The sequence below is a fragment of the Roseomonas sp. F4 genome, from assembly GCF_053891155.1.
On the sequence record NZ_JBSSHK010000006.1, the window covers coordinates 179175 to 201399 of the forward strand.

A 22225-nucleotide genomic window follows, 5' to 3' on the forward strand; every position below is an offset into this window, starting at 1 on the left:
TCCTAGTACACGCGGGCCTTGGGCGGGAAGACCTGGACCTCGTTGGTGAGGGTCCGCATCTTCACGTCCCGGTAGTCCAGCTTGACGTTCCGGTTGTCATCCACCCAGGCGAGGGTGTGCTTCATCCAGTTGGCGTCGTCGCGATCGGGGAAATCCTCATGCGCATGGGCGCCACGGGATTCCTTGCGCGCCTCGGCGCCGTGGATCGTGGTCAGCGCATTGCCGATCAGATTGTCCAGCTCCAGCGCCTCGACTAGGTCGCTGTTCCAGATCAGGCTGCGGTCGGCGATCTTGATGTCGTCATAGCTCGCCGCGACCTTGCCCATCTTCGCCACGCCCTCACGCAGCAGCTCGCTGGTGCGGAACACCGCGGCATGCTCCTGCATCGTGCGCTGCATCTGCAGGCGGACATCGGAGACGGTGGAGGAACCCTTGGCGTTGCGCACCTTGTCGAAGCGCGCCCAGCTGGACTCGCCCGCACCGGGGGGCAGCGGCGCCTGGCTGGCGCCCGGCTTGATGGTCTCCGCCGCGCGATGCGCCGCCGCACGGCCGAACACCACCAGGTCGAGCAGCGAATTGGTGCCGAGGCGGTTGGCGCCGTGGACCGAAACGCAGGCCGCCTCGCCCACCGCCATCAACCCACGCACCACCCGGTCCTGGTCCTGCGCCGTCGGGTTCAGGACCTCGGTGTGGATGTTCGTCGGGATGCCGCCCATGTTGTAATGGACGGTCGGCAGCATCGGGATCGGCTCCTTCGTCACATCCACGCCCGCGAAGATCTTCGCGGTTTCGGAGATGCCCGGCAGGCGCTCATGCAGCAGGTCGCCGCCGAGGTGTTCCAGATGCAGATGGATATGGTCCTTCAGCGGGCCGACGCCGCGGCCCTCGCGGATTTCCACCGACATGGCGCGGGAGACGACGTCGCGCGACGCCAGGTCCTTCGCGGTCGGGGCGTAGCGCTCCATGAAGCGCTCACCCTCCGAATTCGTCAGATAGCCACCCTCGCCGCGCGCACCTTCGGTGACGAGGCAGCCCGAGCCATAGATGCCGGTCGGGTGGAACTGCACGAACTCATTGTCCTGCAACGGCAGGCCCGCCCGCAGGATCATGCCGCCGCCGTCGCCGGTGCAGGTATGGGCGGAGGTGCAGGAGAAATAGGCGCGGCCATAGCCGCCGGTCGCCATCACCACGCTCTGCGCGCGGAAGCGGTGCAGGCTGCCGTCTTCCAGGTTCCAGGCGGTGACGCCGCGGCACACACCCTCATCGTCCATGATGAGGTCGAGCGCGATGTATTCGACGAAGAACTCGCAATTGGCCTTCAGCGCCTGCTGGTACAGCGTGTGCAGGATGGCGTGGCCGGTGCGGTCAGCGGCGGCGCAGGCGCGCATCGCCGGTGTCTTGCCGTAATCCTGCATGTGCCCGCCGAAGGGGCGCTGGTAGATCTTGCCGTCCTCGGTGCGGCTGAACGGAACGCCGTAGTGTTCCAGCTCGATGATCGCCGGGATCGCCTCGCGGCACATGTATTCGATGGCGTCCTGGTCACCCAGCCAGTCCGACCCCTTCACGGTGTCGTACATGTGCCAGCGCCAGTCATCCTCGCCCATATTGCCGAGCGCGGCGCCGACGCCGCCCTGGGCCGCCACGGTGTGGCTGCGGGTCGGGAAGACCTTGGTGATGCAGGCGGTCTTGAGGCCGGAGGCCCCCATGCCGAAGGTGGCGCGCAAACCCGCGCCGCCCGCGCCGACCACAACCACATCATAAGTGTGGTCAACGATCCGATAGGCTCCGCCGCCGATCGCGGGCTTGGAGATGGCGTTCATCTGATCTGCCGTCCATCCGTGTGGCGGGGCGAAATGGCCCGCGCCGTGATGCTACCGAGTTTGGTGCGCTGTCTCAGACCGCAAGGCGAATCACGGCCAGCGCGGCGGCCAGTGCCAGCAGCGCGCAGACCGCCTTCACCGCGAGCACGCTGGTGATCTTCACCCATTCCGGCTTCGCGTAATCCTCCAGCACCACCTGAAGGCCGGCGGCGGCGTGGTGGAAGGTCAGGCCGATCAGCGCCAGCAGCAGCACGGCGTTGAGGGGATGGCCGATCCAGGCCGCCGCCTCCGCATGGGTCATGCCGGCGGAGGTGGACAGGGCGAAGATGAACCAGATGGTCAGCGGCAGCAGCGCGATCGAGGTGACGCGCTGCATCCACCAGTGATGCGTGCCGGACTTGGCGGAACCGGAACCGCGCACGCGGCCGAGCGGCGTGCGGAGGATGGTCGGACGGGCGGCTTCGCCGGCGGGGTTGGCCATGTTCTCGCTCCTTACCAGGACAGCAGCATGGCGAGCCAGGTCAGCGCCGTCAGCACCGCGGTGCCGATCAGCACGGCATGGCCGGACTTGTACATGGTCGGGATGCCATAGCCATAGCCTGCATCCCAGACCAGGTGACGGATGCCGGACAGGGTGTGGAACCAGGCCGCGGCGGTCAGCCCCATCAGCATGATGATGCCGAGGAAGGAGCCCAGGAACCACTGCACCCAGTCGAAGGCCGCGGGGCCGGAGGCGGCGGCGACCAGCCACCAGACCATCAGGACGGTGCCGAATGTCCAGATGATGCCCGTCGCGCGATTGCTGATCGACATGGCGCTGCTCATCTGCAGCATGTCGTAGACTTGCAGATGCGGCGAAAGTGGCCGGCGCACCGGGGTTCCATCCGTCCGGCGACCCAACATGGTCGCCTCCCGTGCATCCTGGATCGATGACATGCGGTGCCCGCTCCTCAAGGCGCGCCATGCCTCGGGCGCGCCGCACACTGTTGACAGGGTTTTATGGTGCAGCGCGCCATAGCGTCAACGCAGCCTGGCGCGAATAGGAGAACGAAGCATGACTTTCCGCCCTGCCGGCGCGGATTTTTCGGTGGGACGGCAGGCCAAGGCCGGCGATCCTGCCGGCCGATCAGGTGAAATCCGGCTCAGCCGGCCAGCCAACCATCCCGGCGGATCATCCCGCCAGCAGCCCCTGCGCCAAGGCTTCCTCCGCGATCTGCACCGCGTTCAGGGCCGCGCCCTTGCGCAGATTGTCGGTCAGGCACCAGAAGGCCAGGCCATGCGGCACGGTCGTGTCGCGGCGCAGGCGGCTGACATAGACAGCATCTTCCCCGCCGATCTCGGCCTGGGTCGTGTAGCCGGCATCCTCCCGCCGATCGAGCAGGATCATCCCCGGCGCCTCGCGCAGCGCCTCCCGCGCCTGGTCCTCGGTGATCTCCGCCTCGAATTCCGCATGCACCGCGGCGGCGTTACCGATGAAGACCGGCACCCGGACACAGGTGGCGACCAGCGCCAGGTCGGGGCTGAGGATCTTGCGGGCCTGCAAGGCCATCGCCGCCTCAGCCCGCGTCGGGCCCTCGGGCAGGATGGAATCGACCTGGGGGATGCAGTTGAAGGCGATCTGCTTCGGAAACTGCTCCGAGGGCGGCGTCTCGTTCACATAGACGCCGCGCGTCTGCGACCACAGCTCGTCCATCGCCTCCCGCCCCGCGCCGGACACGGCCTGGTAGGTGGCGACCACCGCGCGGCGGACCGGCGCCAGATCGTGCAACGGCTTCAGGGCCATCACCACGGGAATGATCGCATCCGTCGGATTGGCGATGATCCGCCGCTTGCGGGACCGGGCCAGGGCCTGGGGATTCACCTCCGGCACCACCAGCGGCACGTCATGTTCCATGTCGAACTGGCCGCTGCCGTCGATCACCAGGCAGCCGGCGGCGGCCGCCCGTGGCGCATGCAGGGCGCTGACTGCCGCCGCGCCGGCGAAGAAGACAAGGTGGGTGCCCTTGAAGTCGAAGCTGTCGAGCGCCTTCACCGTCAGCACCTGGTCCTCGCCGAAGGACACCTGGCTGCCCGGCGACCGGCCGGAGGTCAGGGCCACCATGGCGTCCACCGGGAAGGCACGCTCCGCCAGGGTCTTGAGGATTTCCCGCCCCACCGCCCCGGTGGCGCCGACCACGGCCAAACGATAGCCCATGCTGCCGCTCCTGCGCTTGCTGTAGGGGCGGCTTAGGCGTTCCGGACCCGCCCCGGCAAGCGCCGGGGCGGCTCAATACGTCTCAGATCGCCCGGACGGCGCGCAGGAAGCTGTCGGTCTTCTCCTTCAACTGCCGCGCCTGGCCGGCCAGGGCGCCGCTGTCGTCGCGCATGGTGCCGGCGGCATCGCCGGTCGATTCCGCCGCGGCGCGCACGCCCTCGATGCGCTGGGCCACCGTCTGCGTGGCCTCCGCGACCTGGGACGCGCTGCGTGCGATCTCCTGCGTCGCGGCGCCCTGTTCCTCGACCGCGGCGGCGATCGCCGTCGCGATCTCGCTGGTGCGCTCGACGGTGGCGCCGATGCCGCGGATGGCCGTCACCGCCTGAGTGGTGGCCTGCTGCATCTGGCCGATCTGGGCCGCGATCTCCTCCGTCGCCTTGGCGGTCTGGCCGGCCAGCGACTTCACCTCGCTGGCGACCACGGCGAAGCCCTTGCCGGCTTCCCCGGCCCGCGCCGCCTCGATGGTGGCGTTCAGGGCGAGCAGATTGGTCTGGCCGGCGATGTCGCCGATCAGGCGAACCACGTCGCCGATGCGGGCTGCCGCTTCCGACAGGCCCTGCACCGTGGCGTCGGTCGCCCGCGCCTCCTCCACCGCCCGGCCAGCCACCTGCGCCGCCTCGCCCACCTGGCGGGCGATCTCGGTGACCGAGCTGGCCATTTCCTCCGCCGCCGCGGCGACGGCCTGCACATCCCCCTGCGCCCTGCCGCCGGCCGCGGCCACCGCGGCGGCTTCCTGGCCGGAGGTCTGCGCCGTGCCGGACAGCGCCTCGGCCGAGGATTGCAGCCGGGCGGCCGATTCCGCCACGGCGGCAACCACGGCGCCGACTTCGGTCTCGAAGGTATCGGCCAGGCGCACCTGCTCCGTCGCCACGGTCCAGGTCAGCATGGTGGCGGAATAGGTGCCGGCGGCATCGCGGATGGCGGAGACCCGCAGTTCCAGCACCTCGTTCCCCAGATGGATCCGCGCGGTATGCGGCAGGCGCGTGGGGTCGGACAGGATGTCCATCTGCTGCGCCGCGTCCTTGTGGAAGATGTCGATCGGCTTGCCGATCATCTCCTCCGGCCCGCAGGGCAGCAGCTTGCGCAGCTGGGTGAGCAGGCGGGTGCTCTCCGCATTCATATAGGTCATGCGGAAGCCGTCCTTGGGGTCGGCGCTCATCACCGCCGCCGGCAACTGCTCGATCATCTGACCCTGGGAGAAGGCACGGTCCACGGTGCTGCGCAGCGCTTCCAGCGATTCCGCCATGGCGCCGATCTCGTCGCGACGGCCGCGATCCGGCACGGTGACGTCGGTCTGGCCGCCGGCGATGCGGGTCATCACGGTGGAGAGCCTGCGCACCGGGGCGCCGATGCCACGCGCCAGGCCGAAGGAGGACAGCAGCAGCACCAGCGCGATGGCGGTGCCGGACCACAGGGCGGTGCTGCGCACCAGCTCCGCGCGGTGCTGAACCTGCTCGCGCTGCGTCGTGGCCATGGCGAGGCCGGCGGAGGACAGGGCCTGGGCCGCCTCCTGCATGGCGGCACGGGCCGGGGACACCTCATCCCGCCGCAGCTTCGCCACCTCCTCACCGGCATCGAGGATCTTCGTGGCGGCGACGCCGATGGACTGCGCACGCTCCGCCAGACGGGCCACATCCTCCTTCAACCGGGCCGGCGCCTCGACGGAGAGCAGGCCGCGGCTATGCACCCGGGCCTGCGCGATGCCGCGCCGCACGCGGCGGTTCTGCGCCTCGTCGCCGGTCGCGAGCAGGCGCTGCACGCCGATCCGCACCTCGTTCGCCGCACCATGCACGGTCAGCAGCCGGTGCCTTGCCTCATCTTGCTGGTCAGCGGGCAGATCGAAGCCGAAGCTGGCCGATACCGCCTCGAACAGGGAGTCGTATTCGCCGGAGAGGGGAAACAGCTCCCGGTCACGAGCCGTGATCATCACCATGCGCTGTTCGGCCACTTTCCGCAGGGCGACGCGATAGCGTTCCGCCGCGCCGGCCAGGGTGGTCGCCGTCTCCACCATCCGCGGATCGCCGAAATTCGTCGCGGCAGCGCGCGCGGCCTGCGCACCCTGGGTGATCGCCGTGTCGATGGCCTGCCAGGCCGGTGCCTGGCCCGCCTCATCGTGGGTCAGCAGAAGATCGCGTTCCAGAACCGCCACATCCAGAAGGCGGTTCACGCCGTCGCCCATGGCATCCATCGCGGCCTGCACCCGCGCGGCGCCTGCCTGCTGGAAAATGATCTGGGAGGTTTCCCGCCAAGTCATCACCACGAGTCCGACGACCAGGATCAAGGCGAGGGCGGCCGAGGCCGCCAATTTTCGACCTACTGACAAGTCCAGGAGAAAACGCATGGGACCGGCTCCACGGCATTTGAGCCGTCAGGCTGCCAGCATGGCCTTGCCATCTGATGAAGATGCGTCGCTGGAAACGACGCATTCGTTCACGCGATCGCGAGCATCATATAAAATGAGACAGTTTTGTCAAATTTATGTTTAGTCTCAAATATAGTCCCGGGCAACGATGCCGCCCGGGTCGCCGCCGGTCAGGCCTGGACCAGATTCTCCGGCACCTGCTGGCCCACTTCCCGCAGATAGCGCGCCGCGCCGGGGTGAAAGGGCAGGAAGGTGTTCTTGTTCCAATTGCCCGCCACGGTTTCCGACGCCGCCGCGATCGCCGCCTTGAAGCGGGCATTCTGCGACAGCACCGACTTGGTGATTTCATAGACCAGGTCGTCGGGCAGCGACTTGTGGGCAATGGCGAAATTGTACATGCCGACAATGCCCAGCGGCTTCGCCTGGGTGCGATAGGTGCCCATGGGCAGGGCTCCGCCCGCCAGTTCCGGATACTTCGCCGTCAGCTTGGCGATTTCCTCCTGCGAGAAATCGAGGAAGTTCACTTCCGCCTGCACCTCGATCTCGCTGAAGGCCGGCACCGGCACGCCGGAGGCGAACAGGAAGGCGTCCAGCAACCCGTCCTGAATCTGCCCCACAAGGTCGGAGGCCGAGCCGTAGCGAACGGCGGAGGGGGCGATGCCCAGCTCCTGCAACAGCAGCGGATAATAGGTGCCGGGCGTGCCGCCGCGCGGGCCGACGCCGACGCTGCGGCCAGCCAGGTCACCATGCTTGGTGATATTGCTGCGCTTCAGCGCGATGCCGTGGAAGGGCGTGTCATACATCGGGAACAGGGCGCGGATATCGCGGAAGCGGTTGCCCTGGGTCCAGGCGCCGACGCCGTTCCAGGCCTGCAACGCCACCCCCATGGTGACCATGCCCAGTTCGACTTCCTTGCGATTCACCAGGATGATGTTCTGGTTCGGCCCCTGGGTGGTGCGGTAGGAAATCTGCACCCCGGTGCCTTCCTGGGCGATCTGCCCCCAGGCCGGCCCATAGAGCGCATAGGTGCCGCCGGGGGCGGCCGTGCCCATGTTCAGCGCCCGCGGCCAGGCGGCGTTGCGCGGCTGGGCGATGGCGGGGGTGAACAGCGCGGGCGTCGTGGCACCCAGCACGGTGGCGGCCAGCAGGTTGCGGCGCAACATGGTTTGTCTCCCTTGGACGGTTTCGTTACCAAGGTTTTATGCCCGGATCGAAGGTCGCGGCAAGCTTGGATGCAGGTCACGAACCCACAGGGCTTGCACGGACTCGACCGCCTGCCACATCCATCAGCCATGCTGCATCTGCTGAAACTCTGCGTCGGCCCGAAGGAGGTGGCGGAACTTGCCGCCTCCCAGGCCCGCCGCGCCGCGCTGGACCCGCCCCTGCGCCACCAGACCCGCATGGTGCCGAAGCGGGCGGCGGAACTGGCGGATGGCGGCTCGCTCTACTGGGTGGTGGCCGGGCTGATCCGCGTGCGCCAGCGCATTCTGGAGGTGCGGGAGGAACGCTGGGACGATGGCACAAGCTGCGCCGGCCTGGTGCTGGACCCGGAGCTGGTGCTGTTGCAGCCCCGTCCGCAAAAGCCCTTCCAGGGCTGGCGCTACCTGACGGCGGAAGCGGCCCCGCCGGATGCGCCGCGCGGCAGCCAGGCGGCGGATGGGATCGAGGCCCTGCCCCCTGAGATGCGCCGCGCGCTGGAAGCGCTCTGTTTGTTATAGTGTTGTTATAGTGCGCCAGGTGGGACAGCGTCCCGTCGCGGTTTTCAAAGCTTGTGCGACGCGGCGGCGCCGTTCATCTTCCTTGGCGAATCCGGGGCCGGGCCGTTTGCCCGATGTGCCGCCAGAGTTGGAACCCAGCCGATGCGCCGCTTCGCCTTCCTCGCCTTGCCCCTCGGCCTGCTGCTGGCCCAGCCCGTCGCCGCGCAGCACTGGAACGACGCCGGACCGGGGCGCGACCTGCTGAGCTCGACCGTCACCGATTTCGACTCCTTCCGCCAGCGCACCCCCGCCGCGCCCAGCTTCTCCTCCGAAAGCGGCCCGGCCGCGACGACCCAGGCCCGCGGCCCGATCCCGCTGCTGGACTGGGTGCCGCCACCGCCCGTGCCAGCCGTCGCGCCGACCACGCGCCGCGCCACCAACACCGCGCGCCGCACGCCCCGTCGCGCCCCGGTGCGCCGCGATGTGGTGCGGGACACCACGCCGCTGCCCAGCGCGACCCCGGCGCGCGCCCAGCCGACGGCCCAGCCCGGCGGCGACTGGGAACGCTCCCTGTCCGAGCGGGAGCGGGAGCTGGAACGGCTGCGCCGCATCCTGGAGGAAGACCGTCTGCGCTATCAGCAGAACCGCCAGCCCCAGCTCCAGTAGCTAGGCGGGGGGGGCCACCCCCCGCCCCATGGGTCAGGCGTTGAGCAGCGCCACCTCGTAATCGGCCTCGGTCTTCTCGCGGATTTCCGCCTCGGTCACGCCAGGCGCCATTTCCAGCAGCCGCATGCCGCCATCGCCCGCCTTGTCGATGGCGAAGACGCCGAGCTCCGTCACCACCACATCCACCACGCGGCGGCCGGTCAGCGGCAGGTTGCATTCCTTCAGCAGCTTCGGTTTGCCGCCGGCGGTGTGTTCCATCAGCACGATCACGCGCTTGACGCCCGCCACCAGATCCATGGCGCCGCCCATCCCCTTCACCATCTTGCCCGGGATCATCCAGTTCGCCAGGTCGCCATTCTGGGCCACCTGCAAGGCGCCCAGGATCGACAGGTCGATATGGCCGCCGCGGATCATGCCGAAGCTCTGGGCGCTGTCGAAGAAGCTGCTGGTGGGCAGCGCGGTGATGGTCTGCTTGCCGGCATTGATCAGGTCCGGATCCTCCTCCCCCTCATAAGGGAAGGGGCCGAGGCCGAGCATGCCGTTTTCCGACTGCAGCTGCACCGTCATGCCATCCGGCACGTGGTTGGCCACCAGCGTCGGGATGCCGATACCGAGATTGACGTAGAATCCGTCCTGCAATTCACGCGCCGCGCGGGCGGCCATTTCGTCGCGGGTCCAGGGCATGGTCGTGTCTCCTCAGGCCTGCGATTCGACGCCAGCGGCGGCCGCCGCCGGGCGCTTGCGCACGGTGCGCTGCTCGATCCGCTTCTCGAAGCCGGGCGGCAAAGCGATCATCCGCTTCACGAAGATGCCGGGCGTATGGATGTGGTCGGCGTCAATCTGGCCGGAGGGGACCAGGTGTTCCACCTGCGCGACCGTGACCTTCGCCGCGGTGGCCATCACCGGGTTAAAATTCCGCGCCGTCTTCCGATAGACGAGGTTGCCCTCATGGTCGCCCATCCAGGCATGGATGATGGCGAGGTCGGCGAACAGGCCGCGCTCCATCACATAGTGGCTGCCGTCGAATTCCCGGGTCTCCTTCCCCTCCGCCACCGCGGTGCCGTAGCCGGTCTTGGTGAAGAAGGCGGGGATGCCGGCGCCGCCGGCGCGGATGCGCTCCGCCAGCGTGCCCTGTGGGTTGAACTCGATCTCCAGCTCCCCGGCCAGGTACTGCTTCGCGAAGGTCGCATTCTCCCCGACATAGGAGGAGATCATCTTGCGGATCTGCCTGGTGTGCAGCAGCAGGCCCAGCCCGGCATCGTCGACACCCGCATTGTTGGAGATGACGGTGAGGCCTTTCACCCCGCTGGCCCGGATCGCCTCGATCAGGACGGAGGGGATGCCGCCGAGGCCGAAGCCGCCGGACATGATGGTCATGTCGTCCCGCAGCAGCCCCGCGAGCGCCGAGGTCGCATCGTCGTAGATCTTGCCCATCGTCCTGCCGCCATCCTCCGTCCCGTCTGGCAGAAACCTATGCGGGTCCGGGGCGGCGTGAAAGGGGGCGCGCAAAACCGACATGAGGGTGTCTTGCGCCCCCCCCGACCGGCCGCTATACGGCCGGCCTCGCTACTGTGTGCGGGGCCATAGCTCAGTTGGTAGAGCGCTTGAATGGCATTCAAGAGGTCAGGGGTTCGACTCCCCTTGGCTCCACCAGATTTTCGAAACCGCCGGCTTCCAGGAATGGAGGCCGGCGGTTTTCGTTTGGACATACCACCATATTCGGGGGGTCCAGGGGCCCACTGGCCCCTGGTCGGGGAGTTTGAGGGGGCAACGCCCCCTCAACTGGCCCGCCCTACCGCCGCGGCAAGAACCCCACGATCTCCTCCGCCCGCGCGCAGATCGGCGCCGCCACCGCCTCCGCCCGGTCCGCCCCCAGCCGAAGCTGGGCATCCAGTGTCGCAGGGTCGTCCAGCAGCCGGGCCATTTCCTTCCGGATCGGGTCCAGATGCGCCACAAGGGCGGCCACCAGCACCTCCTTGAAGGCCCCGAATCCCTTGCCCTCGTGCTCGCGCAGCACGTTTTCGGGCAGGGTTCCGGTGATGGCGGCCAGGATGCCGGTCAGGTTGCGGGCTTCGGGCCGGTTCTCCAGGCCGGAAGTATGGCCGGGCAGCGGCTCGGCATCGGTGCGGGCCTTGCGGATCTTCTGGGCGATGGCGTCGTGGTCGTCGGTCAGGTTGATGCGCGACTGGTCGGAGGGGTCCGACTTGCTCATCTTCTTTGTGCCGTCCCGCAGCGACATCACGCGCGCGGCGACGCCCTGGATCATCGGCTCGATCCGCGGGAAGAACTCCACGCCATAGTCGTGGTTGAACTTCTGGGCGATGTCATTGGCCAGCTCCAGATGCTGGCGCTGGTCGTCGCCCACCGGCACCAAAGTGGCGTGGTAGGTCAGGATGTCGGCGGCCATCAGGTTCGGATAGACATAAAGGCCAGCCGAGGCCGCCTCCTTGTCCTTGCCGGCCTTGTCCTTGAACTGGGTCATCCGGTTCAGCCAGCCGAGCCGCGCCACGCAGTTCATGATCCAGGCCAGCCGGGTATGGGCATGGACATGGGATTGCAGGAACAGGGTGCAGCGTTTCGGGTCCAGGCCGCAGGCGATCAGCGCCGCCGCCATCTCACGCGTCTGCCGCGCCAGCTCCTTCGGGTCCTGCCAGACGGTGATGGCGTGCAGGTCCACCACGCAGAAGATCGCCTCATGCGTGTCCTGCATCGGCACCCAGTTGCGGATGGCGCCGAGATAGTTGCCGAGGGTCGGCACGCCGGAGGGCTGGATGCCGGAAAAGACGCGGGGCTGGGCGCGGGTCATCGGTCAGGTCACTCTGCACAGGGGCGCCCCCGTTGTGCCGGCCGTGCGGCTCACGTCAAGCGGGGGCGAGGCTGGCCGGCCAGGGTGGGTCGTGGTAGCGGGCGGCAGCCGATCTTCGCTTGAGCGGGAATCCCCGAATGTCCGACCTGAACGCCCCCTCCTCCCCCATCCCGAACGGCGATGCCGGCCAGGCCCCGCCGCCGCCGCCGCTGCAGCTCAATATCCAGTACACCAAGGACCTGTCCTTCGAGGTTCCCGGCGCGCCGGAGATCTATGTGACGGTGCGCGAGCAGCCGCGCGTGGACCTGGCGCTGGATGTGCAGGCCCGCCCGCTGGAGCAGGGCCAGAATGTCTATGAGGTGTCGCTGCAGATCCGCGCCGACGCCAAGGTGGGCGACACCCCCTGCTTCATCGCCGAGCTGGTCTATTGCGGCGTCTTCACCATCAATGTGGAGCAGCAGCACCTGGAGCCGGTTCTGCTGGTGGAATGCCCGCGGCTGCTGTTCCCCTTCGCCCGCAACATCCTGGCCGACATCACCCGTGACGGCGGCTTCCCGCCGGTGATGCTGGCGCCGATCGACTTCGTGGCGCTGTGGCAGAGCCGTCGCGGGCCGGGCGCCGCCCAGCAGCCGCCGGTCGGCCTGGCCTGAAGGCCGCCGGCACCGTGCCCGCCCGCCCCCCCTCCGGTGGCGGGCTGGCCCGTCGCCTTCTCACCACCAGCCGCTGGCGTCACGCGCTGACCCGGCGGCTGGAAGGCCCCGGCTTCTGGCGGGCGCTGGCCACCGCCTTCGGCCTCGGCGCCATCGCCGCGCTGGCCCTGCCGCCGGTGCATCTGCTGCCGGTGCTGCTGATTTCCCTGCCCGGCCTGTTCATCATGGTGACCCAGGCGCCCAGCGCGCGCCGCGCCGCCTGGATCGGCCTCGCCTGGGGCTGGGGCTTCCACATCGCCGGGCTGCATTGGCTGACCAATGCCATCCTGACGGAGGTGGAGCGCTTCTGGTGGCTGGTGCCGCTGGCCGTGCCGGGGCTCGCTTTGCCGCTGGCCGCCTTCAATCTGCTGCCGGCGCTGTTGACCCGGCTGGCGCGGCCGGGCTGGCCGCAAGGCCTCGCCTTCGCCGGAGCCTGGCTGGCGGCGGAGCTGTTGCGCGGCGTGCTGTTCACCGGCTTTCCCTGGAACCTGCTCGGCACCGTCTGGGCCTTTGGGAGTTTTCCGATCCAGGCCGCGGCCTGGATAGGCGTGCATGGGCTGTCGCTGGCAACGGTCCTGCTGGCCCTGGCGCCACTGGCGGGCCGGCGTGGCTGGATGGGCGGCGGCGTGGCGCTGCTCGGCTTCGCCGCCATCGGCCTGATCCGCCTCTGGCCCATGGAGCCGGAGCCGGAGCCGGTCACCATGGTGCTGGTCCAAGGCAATGTGGCGCAGGAGACGAAGTGGCGGGAGGACACCCGCATGCCAATCTTCCAGCGCTATATCGACCTGACCGCCGGCGGCGTCCGCACCGCGATTCAGGAAGCGCCGGACAGCCGCGTTGTCGTGGTCTGGCCGGAAACCGCCAGCCCCTTCCTGCTGGCCAGCGACCCCCAGGCGGCGGACATGGCGACGGCACCGCTGCCGCCCGGCGCGCTGCTGCTGGCCGGCAGCGTGCGGGCGGAATTCGGCGCCGATGGCCGCGCCACGCGGGTCTGGAACAGCCTGGTGGCGCTGGATGCGCAGGGCAGCGTGCTCGATGCCTATGACAAGGCGCATCTGGTGCCCTTCGGTGAATACACGCCGCTGCGCGGGCTGCTGCCGATCCGGCTGGTGGTCTCGGCGCTGGATTTCTCGGCCGGCACCGGACTTCGCTCCATCCGGCTGCCCGGCCTGCCCGCCTTCGGGGGGCTGATCTGCTACGAGGTGATCTTCCCCGGCCGGGTGACGCCAGCCGACCGCCCGGGCTTCCTGCTGAACATCACCAACGACGCCTGGTTCGGCGTCTCCGCCGGGCCGCACCAGCACCTGGCCGCCGCCCGCCTGCGCGCGGTGGAGGAGGGGCTGCCGCTGGTGCGGGCCGCCCAGACCGGGATCTCGACCGTCTTCGACGCACGAGGCCGGACCGTGGCGCGGATGGGACTCGCCGAGACCGGCGTGGTGGTGGCGCCCCTGCCGCGCGCGGCAGTGCCAACGCCCTTCGCCCACCTGGGATTGTGGATACCGATTCTTCTGCTCGTCATAGTATGCGCCGCCACGATCACGGCTTCGTTTGCGCGAAGAGGCACGCCGAGTGAGGAGACGTCACCTTAAGTGCCACAATTCGGATGGTGAGCAATTTATTGAGATTTCTCAAAAGAGTTGACAAACTCTGACCGCACGCATACCCCTTGGACGTGCCGCTGCATGTGCGTCTCAACTCTAGTGCGTGCGTCGGCTCCGCCCTGGCCAGGACGGCCCCCTGAAGGGCAGGACCTGAACGCCCCGTGGATTGGAGTGCGAGTGTTGGCCATCCCCAGCGAAGACGTTGTCGAGCGGACGGAGCGTGAGCATCGCCCCAGCCCGATCGATGTGCATGTTGGCAGCCGTGTGCGTCTGCGCAGAACCCTGCTTGGCATGAGTCAGGAAAAGCTGGGGGAGGCCCTGGGGCTGACTTTTCAGCAGGTTCAGAAGTATGAGCGCGGTGTTAACCGTATCGGCGCCAGCCGGTTGTTCGATATTTCGCGCGTTCTGGATGTGCCGATCGGCTTCTTCTTCGACGACATGCCGCCGGAGATGGGCGGCAATCAGGGCAACCGTCGTTTCGGTGGATTCCAGGAACAGCCGGACGGTTTCGAGGACGATACGCTGCATCGGCGGGAGACGCTGGAGCTGGTCCGCGCCTATTACCGGATCACCGATGCCTCCGTCCGCAAGCGCGTTTTCGACCTCATCAAGAGCCTGACACCGACCGAATAGCGGTCGGGTCAGCGCAACTGGGGGTTGTCGAATTCCGGGCGTTTGTAACGTCGCAGTGCTGTTGCCAACGCCTCGCCCAGGTCACGTTTCTCAGCATCTGAGAGGAAGCCGCCCAGCTCCACCCGGCGGTTCCTCTGCACCAAGGCGAGCCGGGCCACGCCGCCCGCCTGCTCCTCCAGCATCACATGGGTCCAATAGGGCTGCAGCACGGCCTCTCGCCGCCCGCCGCGACCATCGGCGGTGACCACGCGCAACTGGCGCTCCGTCAGTTGCACCGTCTCCCAGGCCCGGGCCGCCCAGCGGCGATGCAGCGCCACCAGGCCCAGCACCAGCGTCACCTCCACCCCCAGGAAGCCCAGCACCGGCCAGGCGCCGAGAATCAGGAACAGCCCGCCCGGCACCGCCGCGCCCATGGCGCTGAACAGGCACAGCAGCCGCATTCCCCGCGCCGACAGGCTTTGCGATGGGGTGCTGAAGGCTTCGAACAGGATGGCTTCGGCCGCGGCTGACATCGCATCCTACTATGGGGTAGGGCATGATTTCCGCCATGTCCGAAATCGCCAATCCCGCCCCCCGCCCCACCCTCCGCAAGCCCCGCGCCCCGCGCAAGGCAGGGCCGATGAACCGCGTGCAGGCGGAAGCCTTCCTGCGAGCCCTGGCCGCCGCCAATCCGGCGCCGGAGACGGAGCTGCACTTTCGCGATGCCTATACGCTGCTGGTCGCCGTCGCCCTCTCGGCGCAGACCACCGATGTCGCGGTGAACAAGGCCACCGCCACCCTGTTCGAGGCCGCCGCCACCCCCGCCGCCATGGTGGCGCTCGGTGTGGACGGCGTGGCGCCGCATATCCGCCGCATCGGCTTGTGGCAGGGCAAGGCGCGCAATGTGGTGGCGATGTCGCAGCTGCTATTGGACCGGCATGGCGGGGAGGTGCCGCAGGACCGCGCGGCGCTGGAGGCGCTGCCCGGCGTCGGCCGCAAGACCGCCAATGTGGTGCTGAACGTCGCCTTCGGGCAGGAGACGATGGCGGTGGATACCCACATCTTCCGCCTGGGCAACCGCACCGGGCTGGCGCCGGGCAAGACGCCGCGCCAGGTGGAAGACGGGCTGATGAAGCGCTGCCCGCCTGACATGCTGCGGGATGCGCATCACTGGCTGATCCTGCACGGCCGCTATATCTGCAAGGCGCGGCTGCCGGAATGCTGGCGCTGCGCCGCCGTCGCCCATTGCCACTATCCGGAGAAGATGCTGGCCCCTCCGGTCCGCTGAGGCCGGCGCGGAGCGCCGGCCCACTGGCCCATCAGCGCTCGATTTCCTCGATGGACAGGCCGAAGGCGGCCACGCCTTCCGCCAGCAGGTCGCCGAAATTGTCCATGCCGAGAAGCAGCGCGGCCGCGTCCTCGCCATCCTCGCGTTCGGCGGCCTGTTCCAGGGCCTCCTCCCACTCCTCGGCGGTGAAGTCGCCGCGGCCGACCAGGGCCAGGGCGATGACGGCCGCCTGCTCGTCCTCGTTCAGGGCCAGGATGGCAGCGCGCAGGCTGTCCTCATCCAGCTCCTCCTCATCCTCGTTCACCTCGCCGGGCTCGGCATCGGGATCGAGGTCGAGATCCACGACCTCCGTCCCCTGCACCGCCCTGGCATGGTCCACCAGGGTCGCCACCACCTCCAGGCTGATGCCGAGGTCGAGATCGTCTTCCGAAGGCTCCGCCATGGGGCCGTCCCTTTGTCACGTCGTTGCTGCGATGATGAGCGCTGAAATCCGATCCAGTTCCAGGACCGGGCCTCAAATAACTAGCCGTTGACCCAGTCGGGGGCCATGGCCGGGTTTACGAAACGACGGTCCTTCGGCAGCGCCGCGATGGCGGCCATGTCGGCCGCGTCCAGCGTCAGCTTCAGCGCCGCCAGGTTTTCCGCCTGCCGCGCCGGGCTCTCGGCCTTCGGCACCATGGCGATGCCGGGCTGCGCCAGCAGCCAGGCCAGCGCCACCTGCGCCGCCGTCGCCCCATGTTTTTGCGCGATCGCCTGCAAGGCGGGCTCGTTCGGGGCATTGCCCTTGCCGAGCGGCGAATAGGCGGTCAGCGCCATGCCATTGGCGCGGCAGATCTCCAGCAGCTTCGACTGGTCCAGCAGCGCATGGCATTCGACCTGCAGGCAGGCGAGGCCCACACCCTGGTCGATCGCCCGTTGCAGCAGCTTGGGCGGGAAGTTGGACACGCCGATGGCCTTGGCGCGGCCCTCCGCCCGGATCGCGGCGAGGCCCGCCAGCGCATCCGGCAGGTCCAGCTCCGGGCTCGGCCAATGGATCAGCAGCAGGTCGACATAGGGCGTCACCAGGCGCTTCAGGCTGGCGTCGAAGGCCGTGCGGATCGCCGCGCCATTCGGCTTGTCGTTCCAGATCTTGGTGGTGAGGAAGATCTCCCCCCGCGCCACGCCGGACGCCGCGAGGCCGAGGCCCACCGCCTCTTCATTGCCATACATCTCCGCCGTGTCGATGTGGCGGTAGCCGAGCGACAGGGCGGATTCGACCGCCTTGGTGCAGGCCTCTCCTTTCATCGGCCAGGTGCCGAGGCCCAGGCGCGGCATGCGGATGTTCGGCGTCTCGATGGCGGGGATCTGCATGATGGGGCGCGTCCTCAGAGTCCGTTTGAGAAGACCGGCGGCTGAGCATCCGCCTGGGATTTTTTGGTCCAGCAACGCCGCAGGGGCGGGAAAGCACGGCGGAGGCGACCCGTCCGGTGTTCTCAGACGGGCTGTCAGCGTTGGGAAAGATCGACGAAGCCGGCGAAGCCCGCCTCCGTGCCGAAAGCCAATCTTGTGCCGGCGGCGTCCCAGGCCAGGGTGGTGATGGCGGAATCGCGCGGCGGGGCCACGGGCACCACCTTGCCGCTGGCCACCTCGGCCATCAGCACCATGCCGTCGCTGAAGCCGGCGGCCACCACCTCATGCTGGGGATGGCAGGCGACGGCGCTGCACAGCACCTCATCCCCCCCGGCGAGTTCGGTCGGCGCCTTGCCCATCGGGCCGCCGCCGAAGAAGGGCCAGAGCACCACGGATTCCGCGCCGCTGGTCGCCAGCCAGCGGCCCCGGCTGCTGAAGGAGATGGAATGCGTCTTGGCCGGGTAGCCGGACATGCGCATGTGCTGGCCGTCCGCCAGCCGCCAGCCATGCAGCGCGGTTTCCTGCATCGCCGTCACCACATGGGTCCCGTCCGGGCTGAAGGCGATGGCGTGGTGGCTGCCCTTCCACTCCAGCACCTTGGGCTTGTCTTCCTTCGCCGCGACGAACCACAGCGAGGCGCCGCCATAATGGCTCACCGCCAGCCGCTTGCCCTTGGCGTCGAAGGCCAGCCCGCCGACCGAGGACGGATGCGGCAGCGATTTCAGCAGCTTGCCGGAGTCATCCAGCACATGGGCGATCTTGCCGACCGAGGCCGCGCGCACCCCGGAGGCATGCGCGGCGACGTGATCCACCCATTTGCTGCCGAATTTCTGGACCTGCGTCACCGTCCCGTCCGGCGCCGTCTGCACCAGGCGGCCATCATCGCCGCCGGTCAGGAAGCCGCCCTTGGCATCGGCGCAGGCCGAGAGGATGGCGCCATCATGCGCCTCCACCACCTGGTCACCGATCCGCAGCGTGCCGTCCGCCAGGGCGAAACCCAGCCGCCCCGACCGGTCAAACAGCGCGGCCACCACCCAGGCACCAAGCTCCTGCGTCGCACCCCGCTGGGCGAGCAGGAAATCGGCTTCCGTGACGCCTGCCATCAGGCCGGCACCTGACAGGATTCGAAGCCGCGGCGCAGCTGCGGGCGGTTCAGGTCGCGGCCGATGAAGACGATCTTCGACCGCCGCGGATCGCCGTCCTTCCAGTTCCCGATGTAGTCGCCATCCGCGATCATATGCACCGCCTGGAAGGCGAAGCGCCGGTCGTCATTGGCGTAAGAAAGAATGCCCTTGGTGCGCAGCAGGTCCTGGCCCTTCTTCTGCAGCAGGTCGCTGATCCAGGCGTTGAACTTTTCCGGGTCCAGCGGGCGGCTGGCCTCGAAGGACAGGCTCATCACCGCATCGTCATGGCTGTGGTCGTCCTCACCGGACAGGAATTCGGGGTCGCGCTCCAGGATGCGTTCCAGGTTGAAGGCATCGCGGCCGATCACGGTGTCGATCGGCACATCGGACTTCGTGGCGCGGCGGATCTCGGCATAGGGGTTGATGCCACGGATGCGGCGCTCCACCGCATCCGCCTCCTCCGCCGTCACCAGGTCGATCTTGTTCAGCACGATGATGTCGGCGAAGGCGATCTGCTCCTGCGCCTCCTTGCTGTCATCCAGCCGGGCAAACAGATGCTTGGCATCCACCACGGTGACGATGGCATCGAGCTTGGTTGCTCGCTTCACATCCTCATCCGCGAAGAAGGTCTGGGCCACCGGGGCGGGGTCCGCCAGGCCGGTGGTCTCGACGATGATGCCGTCGAACTTGCCCTTGCGCTTCATCAGCCCGCCGATGATGCGGATCAGGTCGCCGCGCACGGTGCAGCAGATGCAGCCATTGTTCATCTCGAACACTTCCTCGTCGGCATCGACGACAAGGTCGTTGTCCACGCCCAGCTCCCCGAATTCATTGATGACCACGGCGAACTTCTTGCCGTGATTCTCCGACAGGATGCGGTTCAGCAGCGTTGTCTTGCCGGCGCCGAGGTAGCCGGTCAGGACAGTGACGGGAACGGGGGCGAGGGGGGCATCGGCCATCGGGGCAGTCTCCGGGATCGGTTTGGGCGCATATATGGGATTGCGGCGGGCCGCTACCCGTGCGGGGGCTGCAACCCTGCCGACCGGTTCGGCAGAACCGCGTCCAGGGCCTGGATCAGTTCCGCCAGCTGGACCGGCTTCACCAGATAGCCGTCCATCCCGGCCGCCAGCGTCGCCGCCCGCACCGTGGCGTCATCATGCGCCGTCACCGCCAGCACGGGCAGGCGTCCGGCCGGGTCGGGCAGCGCCCGCAGCCGCCGCAGGGCAGCGAGTCCATCGGTGCCCGGCATCTCCAGATCCATCAGCACGGCGGAGAAGGGCCTTGTCCGCAGCAGCGCCAGCGCCGCATCCGCGTCGGCGGCCGGCTCGAAGGCATAGCCGGCACGCTCCAGCACCGAACCCAGAAGGCGCCGGTTCACCTCCACATCATCAACCACCAGCACCGGCGCCACGCCGCGCGGCGCGGTGACCCCCCGGACAGGGAGGAAGGCAGCCGGCGCGACCGATGGCGGCAGCTCCGCCTCCGACACCTGGGGCAGCGGCAGGGTCACCGTGAAGCCCGTGCCATGGCCCGGGGCGCTCCGCGCCTCGATCGCGCCGCCCATGCGCGCCACCAGGTCCCGGCAGATCGACAGGCCAAGCCCGGTGCCGCCCTCACTGTCCTGGAACCGGTCGAACAAGGACCCCATCCGATCCGGTGCGATGCCCCGCCCGGTGTCGGAAACCCGCAGCTCCAGCGCACCGGAAACCGTCTCCCGCGCCTCGATCCGCACCTCGCCGCCCTCGGTGAAGCGAATGGCGTTGACCACCATGTTGATGAGGATCTGCCGGATGCGCGGCGGATCGCCGCGCCAGGCCGGATGCGTGCCGGCGGCGACCGCCATGGCCAGGCGATCGCCACGCTGGGTCGCCCGCGCCCGCAGCAAGGCCACCACCTCCGTCATCAGCTCATCCACCCGGAAGGGCTGCGCGGCCAAGGGCTGCGCCGCCGCGCCCGGCACCTCGATCAGGTCGCGCAGCACCACCATCAGGTCGCTCGCCGCCTGCCGCGCCGCGCTGGCATCGGCACGCGCCGCGGCGGGCAGCCCGGGCTGGTCCAGCACCATGTCGATCAGCCCGACCATACCGCTCAGCGGTGTCCGCACCTCATGCGCCGCGGTCGCCAGCATGTCGCGCCGCAAGTCCGCGGCCCGGCGCATCGCTTCCGAAGCCGCATGTTCATCCGCCGCGGCCACAGCCCGCGCGGCCTGCCGCATCCGCCGCCAGCACACCAGCAGCAGCAGCGCGACCGACACCGCCTGCGCCAGCACCACCAAGACCAGCGCCGGCACCGGCTCCTCCACCCACCCAGCCGCCGTCAGCCCCACCACGCCGAGGCCGGCGACGGTTGGAAGCAGCAGCAGAAGCCAGGCTGGGCCGGGGCTGGTCACGCAAGACCCCGCCGACGACGCCAGGCTCGCAGAATGCGTCCGGCCGGTCGGGGCATGACGTGGTGCAGCTCAGGCCGGCACGGCGTGGATCGCCTCGGCCAGCGTACCGAACAGCCGGTCCACATGCGGCCGCTCGACGATCAGCGGCGGCGACAGGGCCACGATGTCACCGGTCACCCGCGTCAGCACGCCCTTGTCGAAGCAGGTCCGGAAGATATCCATGGCACGCGCGCCCGGCTTGCCGGCGCGCGGCTCCAGCTCGATCCCGGCGACCAGGCCGAAATTGCGCACATCGATGACGCCCGGCGCATCCCGCATGGCATGCGCCGCATCGCCGAAATACCCCTCCATGGCGCGCGAACGGCCGGGCAGATCCTCCGCCCGGTGCAGGTCGAGCGTGGCGATCGCGGCGGCCGAGGCCAGCGGATGGCCGGAATAGGTATAGCCGTGGAACAGCTCGATCCCCGCCGGCACGCCATCGACAATGGTCTCATAGACCAGGTTGCTGGTGGCCACCGCGCCCATCGGCACGGCGGCATTGGTCAGCCCCTTGGCCATGGTCATGATATCCGGCGTCACGCCCAGCCGCTCCGCGCCGAAATTCGCGCCGATGCGGCCGAAGCCGGTGATGACCTCGTCGAAGATCAGCAGAATGCCATGCTTGGTGCAGAGCTGGCGCAGCTTTTCCAGATAGCCCTTGGGCGGCACCAGCACGCCGGTGCTGCCGGCCAGCGGCTCCACCATCACCGCCGCGATGGTGTCGCCATGCAGCTGCACCAGATTCTCGAGCACCTCCGCCAGGTCGGCGCCATGCTCCGGCTGGTCGCGCGAAAAGGCGTTCTTGGCCAGCAGATGCGTGTGCGGCAGATGGTCCACATAGGGAAGCTGCGCGCCGAACTGCTTGCGGTTGCCGCCGATGCCACCCACCGACATGCCGCCGAAGCCCACGCCGTGATACCCACGCTCGCGCCCCACCAGCCGCACCCGCTGCGATTCCCCACGCGCCTTGTGATAGGCCAGCGCGATCTTCAGCGCGGTGTCCGCCGCTTCCGACCCGGAATTGACGAAGAAGACGCGATCCATCCCCTCCGGCGTCATCTCGGCCACCCGGGCCGCCGCCTCGAAGGCAATGGGGTGACCCAATTGGAAGGTCGGCGCGAAATCCATCACCGCCGCCTGCTTCTGGATCGCCTCGACAATCTCCCGCCGCCCGTGTCCGGCATTGCAGCACCACAGGCCGGCGGTACCGTCCAGAATCTCCTGCCCATCCGGCGTGAAATAGGACATGCCCTCGGCCCGCGCCAAAAGACGCGGGGTGGATTTGAAATACTTGTTGTCGCTATAGGGCATCCAGAACGCGTCGAGGTTGTTGCGACGCGGAATCTGCATCTCATTCATCGGAAGACATCCTTCTGCCCAGCCAGCAAAGCAAGCGCCGCGCGCGGCGGCAAGCGGTGACGCGGCTGGTCCGCAGGGGGACGCTGTCCCCCTGCACCCCCTGCCAAAGGCCAGAGGGCCTTTGGAAACC

At 68.6% G+C, this 22225-nt stretch carries 22 protein-coding genes and 1 tRNA gene; 7 read left to right on the top strand and 16 right to left on the bottom strand.

The features are described from left to right. Nucleotides 1-2: 2 nt before the first annotated feature. From sdhA to ACVFYP_RS23800, 6 genes are all read right to left on the bottom strand, one after another. Nucleotides 3-1820, bottom strand: a complete 1818-nt coding sequence (sdhA, locus tag ACVFYP_RS23775) for a succinate dehydrogenase flavoprotein subunit (protein ID WP_499202716.1) — start codon at nucleotides 1818-1820, stop codon at nucleotides 3-5. Between the two features lie 73 nt (nucleotides 1821-1893). After that, nucleotides 1894-2301 carry a succinate dehydrogenase, hydrophobic membrane anchor protein gene (gene sdhD / locus ACVFYP_RS23780; RefSeq protein ID WP_499202717.1) on the bottom strand — a complete coding sequence of 136 codons (408 nt, stop codon included), beginning with the start codon at nucleotides 2299-2301 and terminating at the stop codon, nucleotides 1894-1896. Nucleotides 2302-2312: 11 nt separating this feature from the next. After that, entirely contained in the window at nucleotides 2313-2756 is a 444-nt protein-coding gene (sdhC, locus tag ACVFYP_RS23785; RefSeq protein ID WP_499202718.1) for a succinate dehydrogenase, cytochrome b556 subunit, read from the bottom strand. A 235-nt stretch (nucleotides 2757-2991) separates the two neighbouring features. After that, complete coding sequence (locus tag ACVFYP_RS23790) at nucleotides 2992-4014, bottom strand: aspartate-semialdehyde dehydrogenase (RefSeq protein WP_499202719.1); 1023 nt, start codon at nucleotides 4012-4014, stop codon at nucleotides 2992-2994. 82 nt (nucleotides 4015-4096) lie between these two features. After that, nucleotides 4097-6415, bottom strand: coding sequence for a methyl-accepting chemotaxis protein (locus ACVFYP_RS23795; RefSeq protein ID WP_499202720.1), 2319 nt, complete (start codon nucleotides 6413-6415; stop codon nucleotides 4097-4099). A gap of 191 nt (nucleotides 6416-6606) precedes the next feature. After that, on the bottom strand, nucleotides 6607-7599 hold the full coding sequence (locus ACVFYP_RS23800; RefSeq protein WP_499202721.1) for a TAXI family TRAP transporter solute-binding subunit: 993 nt from the start codon (nucleotides 7597-7599) through the stop codon (nucleotides 6607-6609). Nucleotides 7600-7668: 69 nt separating this feature from the next. Here ACVFYP_RS23800 and ACVFYP_RS23805 point away from each other — a divergent pair, with 69 nt between their 5' ends. Together ACVFYP_RS23805 and ACVFYP_RS23810 are read left to right on the top strand one after the other, a co-directional pair. Continuing rightward, the gene (locus ACVFYP_RS23805) at nucleotides 7669-8154 is read left to right on the top strand and encodes a DUF1489 family protein (protein WP_499202722.1); all 486 of its coding nucleotides are present in this window, start codon (nucleotides 7669-7671) and stop codon (nucleotides 8152-8154) included. Nucleotides 8155-8295: 141 nt separating this feature from the next. Beyond that, nucleotides 8296-8799, top strand: coding sequence for a hypothetical protein (locus ACVFYP_RS23810; protein WP_499202723.1), 504 nt, complete (start codon nucleotides 8296-8298; stop codon nucleotides 8797-8799). A 33-nt stretch (nucleotides 8800-8832) separates the two neighbouring features. On the opposite strand, the gene ACVFYP_RS23815 is transcribed toward ACVFYP_RS23810, so the two are convergent. Together ACVFYP_RS23815 and ACVFYP_RS23820 are read right to left on the bottom strand one after the other, a co-directional pair. Further along, nucleotides 8833-9483 (bottom strand): CoA transferase subunit B, encoded by a 651-nt coding sequence (locus ACVFYP_RS23815; protein ID WP_499202724.1) that lies wholly within the window; start codon nucleotides 9481-9483, stop codon nucleotides 8833-8835. Between the two features lie 12 nt (nucleotides 9484-9495). After that, the gene (locus ACVFYP_RS23820; protein WP_499202725.1) at nucleotides 9496-10233 is read right to left on the bottom strand and encodes a CoA transferase subunit A; all 738 of its coding nucleotides are present in this window, start codon (nucleotides 10231-10233) and stop codon (nucleotides 9496-9498) included. Nucleotides 10234-10376: 143 nt separating this feature from the next. On the opposite strand from ACVFYP_RS23820, the gene ACVFYP_RS23825 reads away from it, so the two are divergent. After that, nucleotides 10377-10452, top strand: a tRNA-Ala gene (locus ACVFYP_RS23825). Between the two features lie 139 nt (nucleotides 10453-10591). Here the strand turns inward: ACVFYP_RS23825 and trpS are convergent. Continuing rightward, on the bottom strand, nucleotides 10592-11605 hold the full coding sequence (gene trpS, locus ACVFYP_RS23830; RefSeq protein WP_499202726.1) for a tryptophan--tRNA ligase: 1014 nt from the start codon (nucleotides 11603-11605) through the stop codon (nucleotides 10592-10594). Between the two features lie 137 nt (nucleotides 11606-11742). Between trpS and secB the strand changes: the two genes are divergently transcribed. The 3 genes from secB to ACVFYP_RS23845 all read left to right on the top strand — a co-directional run bounded on the left by secB (nucleotide 11743) and on the right by ACVFYP_RS23845 (nucleotide 14528). After that, nucleotides 11743-12255 carry a protein-export chaperone SecB gene (gene secB, locus ACVFYP_RS23835; RefSeq protein ID WP_499202727.1) on the top strand — a complete coding sequence of 171 codons (513 nt, stop codon included), beginning with the start codon at nucleotides 11743-11745 and terminating at the stop codon, nucleotides 12253-12255. Nucleotides 12256-12269: 14 nt separating this feature from the next. Then, on the top strand, nucleotides 12270-13883 hold the full coding sequence (gene lnt / locus ACVFYP_RS23840; RefSeq protein ID WP_499202728.1) for an apolipoprotein N-acyltransferase: 1614 nt from the start codon (nucleotides 12270-12272) through the stop codon (nucleotides 13881-13883). Nucleotides 13884-14081: 198 nt separating this feature from the next. Continuing rightward, on the top strand, nucleotides 14082-14528 hold the full coding sequence (locus ACVFYP_RS23845) for a helix-turn-helix domain-containing protein (protein ID WP_499202996.1): 447 nt from the start codon (nucleotides 14082-14084) through the stop codon (nucleotides 14526-14528). A gap of 8 nt (nucleotides 14529-14536) precedes the next feature. On the opposite strand, the gene ACVFYP_RS23850 is transcribed toward ACVFYP_RS23845, so the two are convergent. Next, nucleotides 14537-15040, bottom strand: coding sequence for a DUF2244 domain-containing protein (locus tag ACVFYP_RS23850; protein WP_499202729.1), 504 nt, complete (start codon nucleotides 15038-15040; stop codon nucleotides 14537-14539). Between the two features lie 107 nt (nucleotides 15041-15147). Here ACVFYP_RS23850 and nth point away from each other — a divergent pair, with 107 nt between their 5' ends. After that, on the top strand, nucleotides 15148-15795 hold the full coding sequence (gene nth / locus ACVFYP_RS23855) for an endonuclease III (protein WP_499202997.1): 648 nt from the start codon (nucleotides 15148-15150) through the stop codon (nucleotides 15793-15795). A 31-nt stretch (nucleotides 15796-15826) separates the two neighbouring features. On the opposite strand, the gene ACVFYP_RS23860 is transcribed toward nth, so the two are convergent. The 6 genes from ACVFYP_RS23860 to aptA form a co-directional block, all read right to left on the bottom strand. Beyond that, the gene (locus ACVFYP_RS23860) at nucleotides 15827-16237 is read right to left on the bottom strand and encodes a DUF3775 domain-containing protein (RefSeq protein ID WP_499202730.1); all 411 of its coding nucleotides are present in this window, start codon (nucleotides 16235-16237) and stop codon (nucleotides 15827-15829) included. Between the two features lie 80 nt (nucleotides 16238-16317). Beyond that, nucleotides 16318-17145 carry an aldo/keto reductase gene (locus tag ACVFYP_RS23865; RefSeq protein WP_499202731.1) on the bottom strand — a complete coding sequence of 276 codons (828 nt, stop codon included), beginning with the start codon at nucleotides 17143-17145 and terminating at the stop codon, nucleotides 16318-16320. 134 nt (nucleotides 17146-17279) lie between these two features. Continuing rightward, nucleotides 17280-18287, bottom strand: coding sequence for a WD40 repeat domain-containing protein (locus ACVFYP_RS23870; RefSeq protein WP_499202732.1), 1008 nt, complete (start codon nucleotides 18285-18287; stop codon nucleotides 17280-17282). Further along, entirely contained in the window at nucleotides 18287-19267 is a 981-nt protein-coding gene (locus ACVFYP_RS23875; protein ID WP_499202733.1) for a CobW family GTP-binding protein, read from the bottom strand. Before ACVFYP_RS23875 ends, ACVFYP_RS23870 begins: the two co-directional genes overlap by 1 nt. A gap of 53 nt (nucleotides 19268-19320) precedes the next feature. Further along, entirely contained in the window at nucleotides 19321-20697 is a 1377-nt protein-coding gene (locus ACVFYP_RS23880; protein ID WP_499202734.1) for a sensor histidine kinase, read from the bottom strand. Between the two features lie 69 nt (nucleotides 20698-20766). Then, complete coding sequence (gene aptA, locus ACVFYP_RS23885; RefSeq protein WP_499202735.1) at nucleotides 20767-22095, bottom strand: omega-aminotransferase AptA; 1329 nt, start codon at nucleotides 22093-22095, stop codon at nucleotides 20767-20769. Between the last annotated feature and the right edge of the window lie 130 nt (nucleotides 22096-22225).

What these genes read in the sequence shown, in the direction of transcription:
- ACVFYP_RS23810 (WP_499202723.1), top strand. Translation starts at nt 8,296, where the DNA reads ATGCGCCGCTTCGCCTTCCTCGCCTTGCCCCTCGGCCTGCTGCTGGCC.
- ACVFYP_RS23800 (WP_499202721.1), bottom strand. Translation starts at nt 7,599, where the DNA reads ATGTTGCGCCGCAACCTGCTGGCCGCCACCGTGCTGGGTGCCACGACG.
- ACVFYP_RS23820 (WP_499202725.1), bottom strand. Translation starts at nt 10,233, where the DNA reads ATGGGCAAGATCTACGACGATGCGACCTCGGCGCTCGCGGGGCTGCTG.
- aptA (WP_499202735.1), bottom strand. Translation starts at nt 22,095, where the DNA reads ATGAATGAGATGCAGATTCCGCGTCGCAACAACCTCGACGCGTTCTGG.
- ACVFYP_RS23865 (WP_499202731.1), bottom strand. Translation starts at nt 17,145, where the DNA reads ATGCAGATCCCCGCCATCGAGACGCCGAACATCCGCATGCCGCGCCTG.
- trpS (WP_499202726.1), bottom strand. Translation starts at nt 11,605, where the DNA reads ATGACCCGCGCCCAGCCCCGCGTCTTTTCCGGCATCCAGCCCTCCGGC.
- ACVFYP_RS23870 (WP_499202732.1), bottom strand. Translation starts at nt 18,287, where the DNA reads ATGGCAGGCGTCACGGAAGCCGATTTCCTGCTCGCCCAGCGGGGTGCG.
- nth (WP_499202997.1), top strand. Translation starts at nt 15,148, where the DNA reads ATGAACCGCGTGCAGGCGGAAGCCTTCCTGCGAGCCCTGGCCGCCGCC.
- ACVFYP_RS23875 (WP_499202733.1), bottom strand. Translation starts at nt 19,267, where the DNA reads ATGGCCGATGCCCCCCTCGCCCCCGTTCCCGTCACTGTCCTGACCGGC.
- secB (WP_499202727.1), top strand. Translation starts at nt 11,743, where the DNA reads ATGTCCGACCTGAACGCCCCCTCCTCCCCCATCCCGAACGGCGATGCC.
- ACVFYP_RS23805 (WP_499202722.1), top strand. Translation starts at nt 7,669, where the DNA reads ATGCAGGTCACGAACCCACAGGGCTTGCACGGACTCGACCGCCTGCCA.
- ACVFYP_RS23850 (WP_499202729.1), bottom strand. Translation starts at nt 15,040, where the DNA reads ATGTCAGCCGCGGCCGAAGCCATCCTGTTCGAAGCCTTCAGCACCCCA.
- sdhA (WP_499202716.1), bottom strand. Translation starts at nt 1,820, where the DNA reads ATGAACGCCATCTCCAAGCCCGCGATCGGCGGCGGAGCCTATCGGATC.
- ACVFYP_RS23790 (WP_499202719.1), bottom strand. Translation starts at nt 4,014, where the DNA reads ATGGGCTATCGTTTGGCCGTGGTCGGCGCCACCGGGGCGGTGGGGCGG.
- ACVFYP_RS23860 (WP_499202730.1), bottom strand. Translation starts at nt 16,237, where the DNA reads ATGGCGGAGCCTTCGGAAGACGATCTCGACCTCGGCATCAGCCTGGAG.
- ACVFYP_RS23815 (WP_499202724.1), bottom strand. Translation starts at nt 9,483, where the DNA reads ATGCCCTGGACCCGCGACGAAATGGCCGCCCGCGCGGCGCGTGAATTG.
- ACVFYP_RS23795 (WP_499202720.1), bottom strand. Translation starts at nt 6,415, where the DNA reads ATGCGTTTTCTCCTGGACTTGTCAGTAGGTCGAAAATTGGCGGCCTCG.
- sdhD (WP_499202717.1), bottom strand. Translation starts at nt 2,301, where the DNA reads ATGGCCAACCCCGCCGGCGAAGCCGCCCGTCCGACCATCCTCCGCACG.
- sdhC (WP_499202718.1), bottom strand. Translation starts at nt 2,756, where the DNA reads ATGTCATCGATCCAGGATGCACGGGAGGCGACCATGTTGGGTCGCCGG.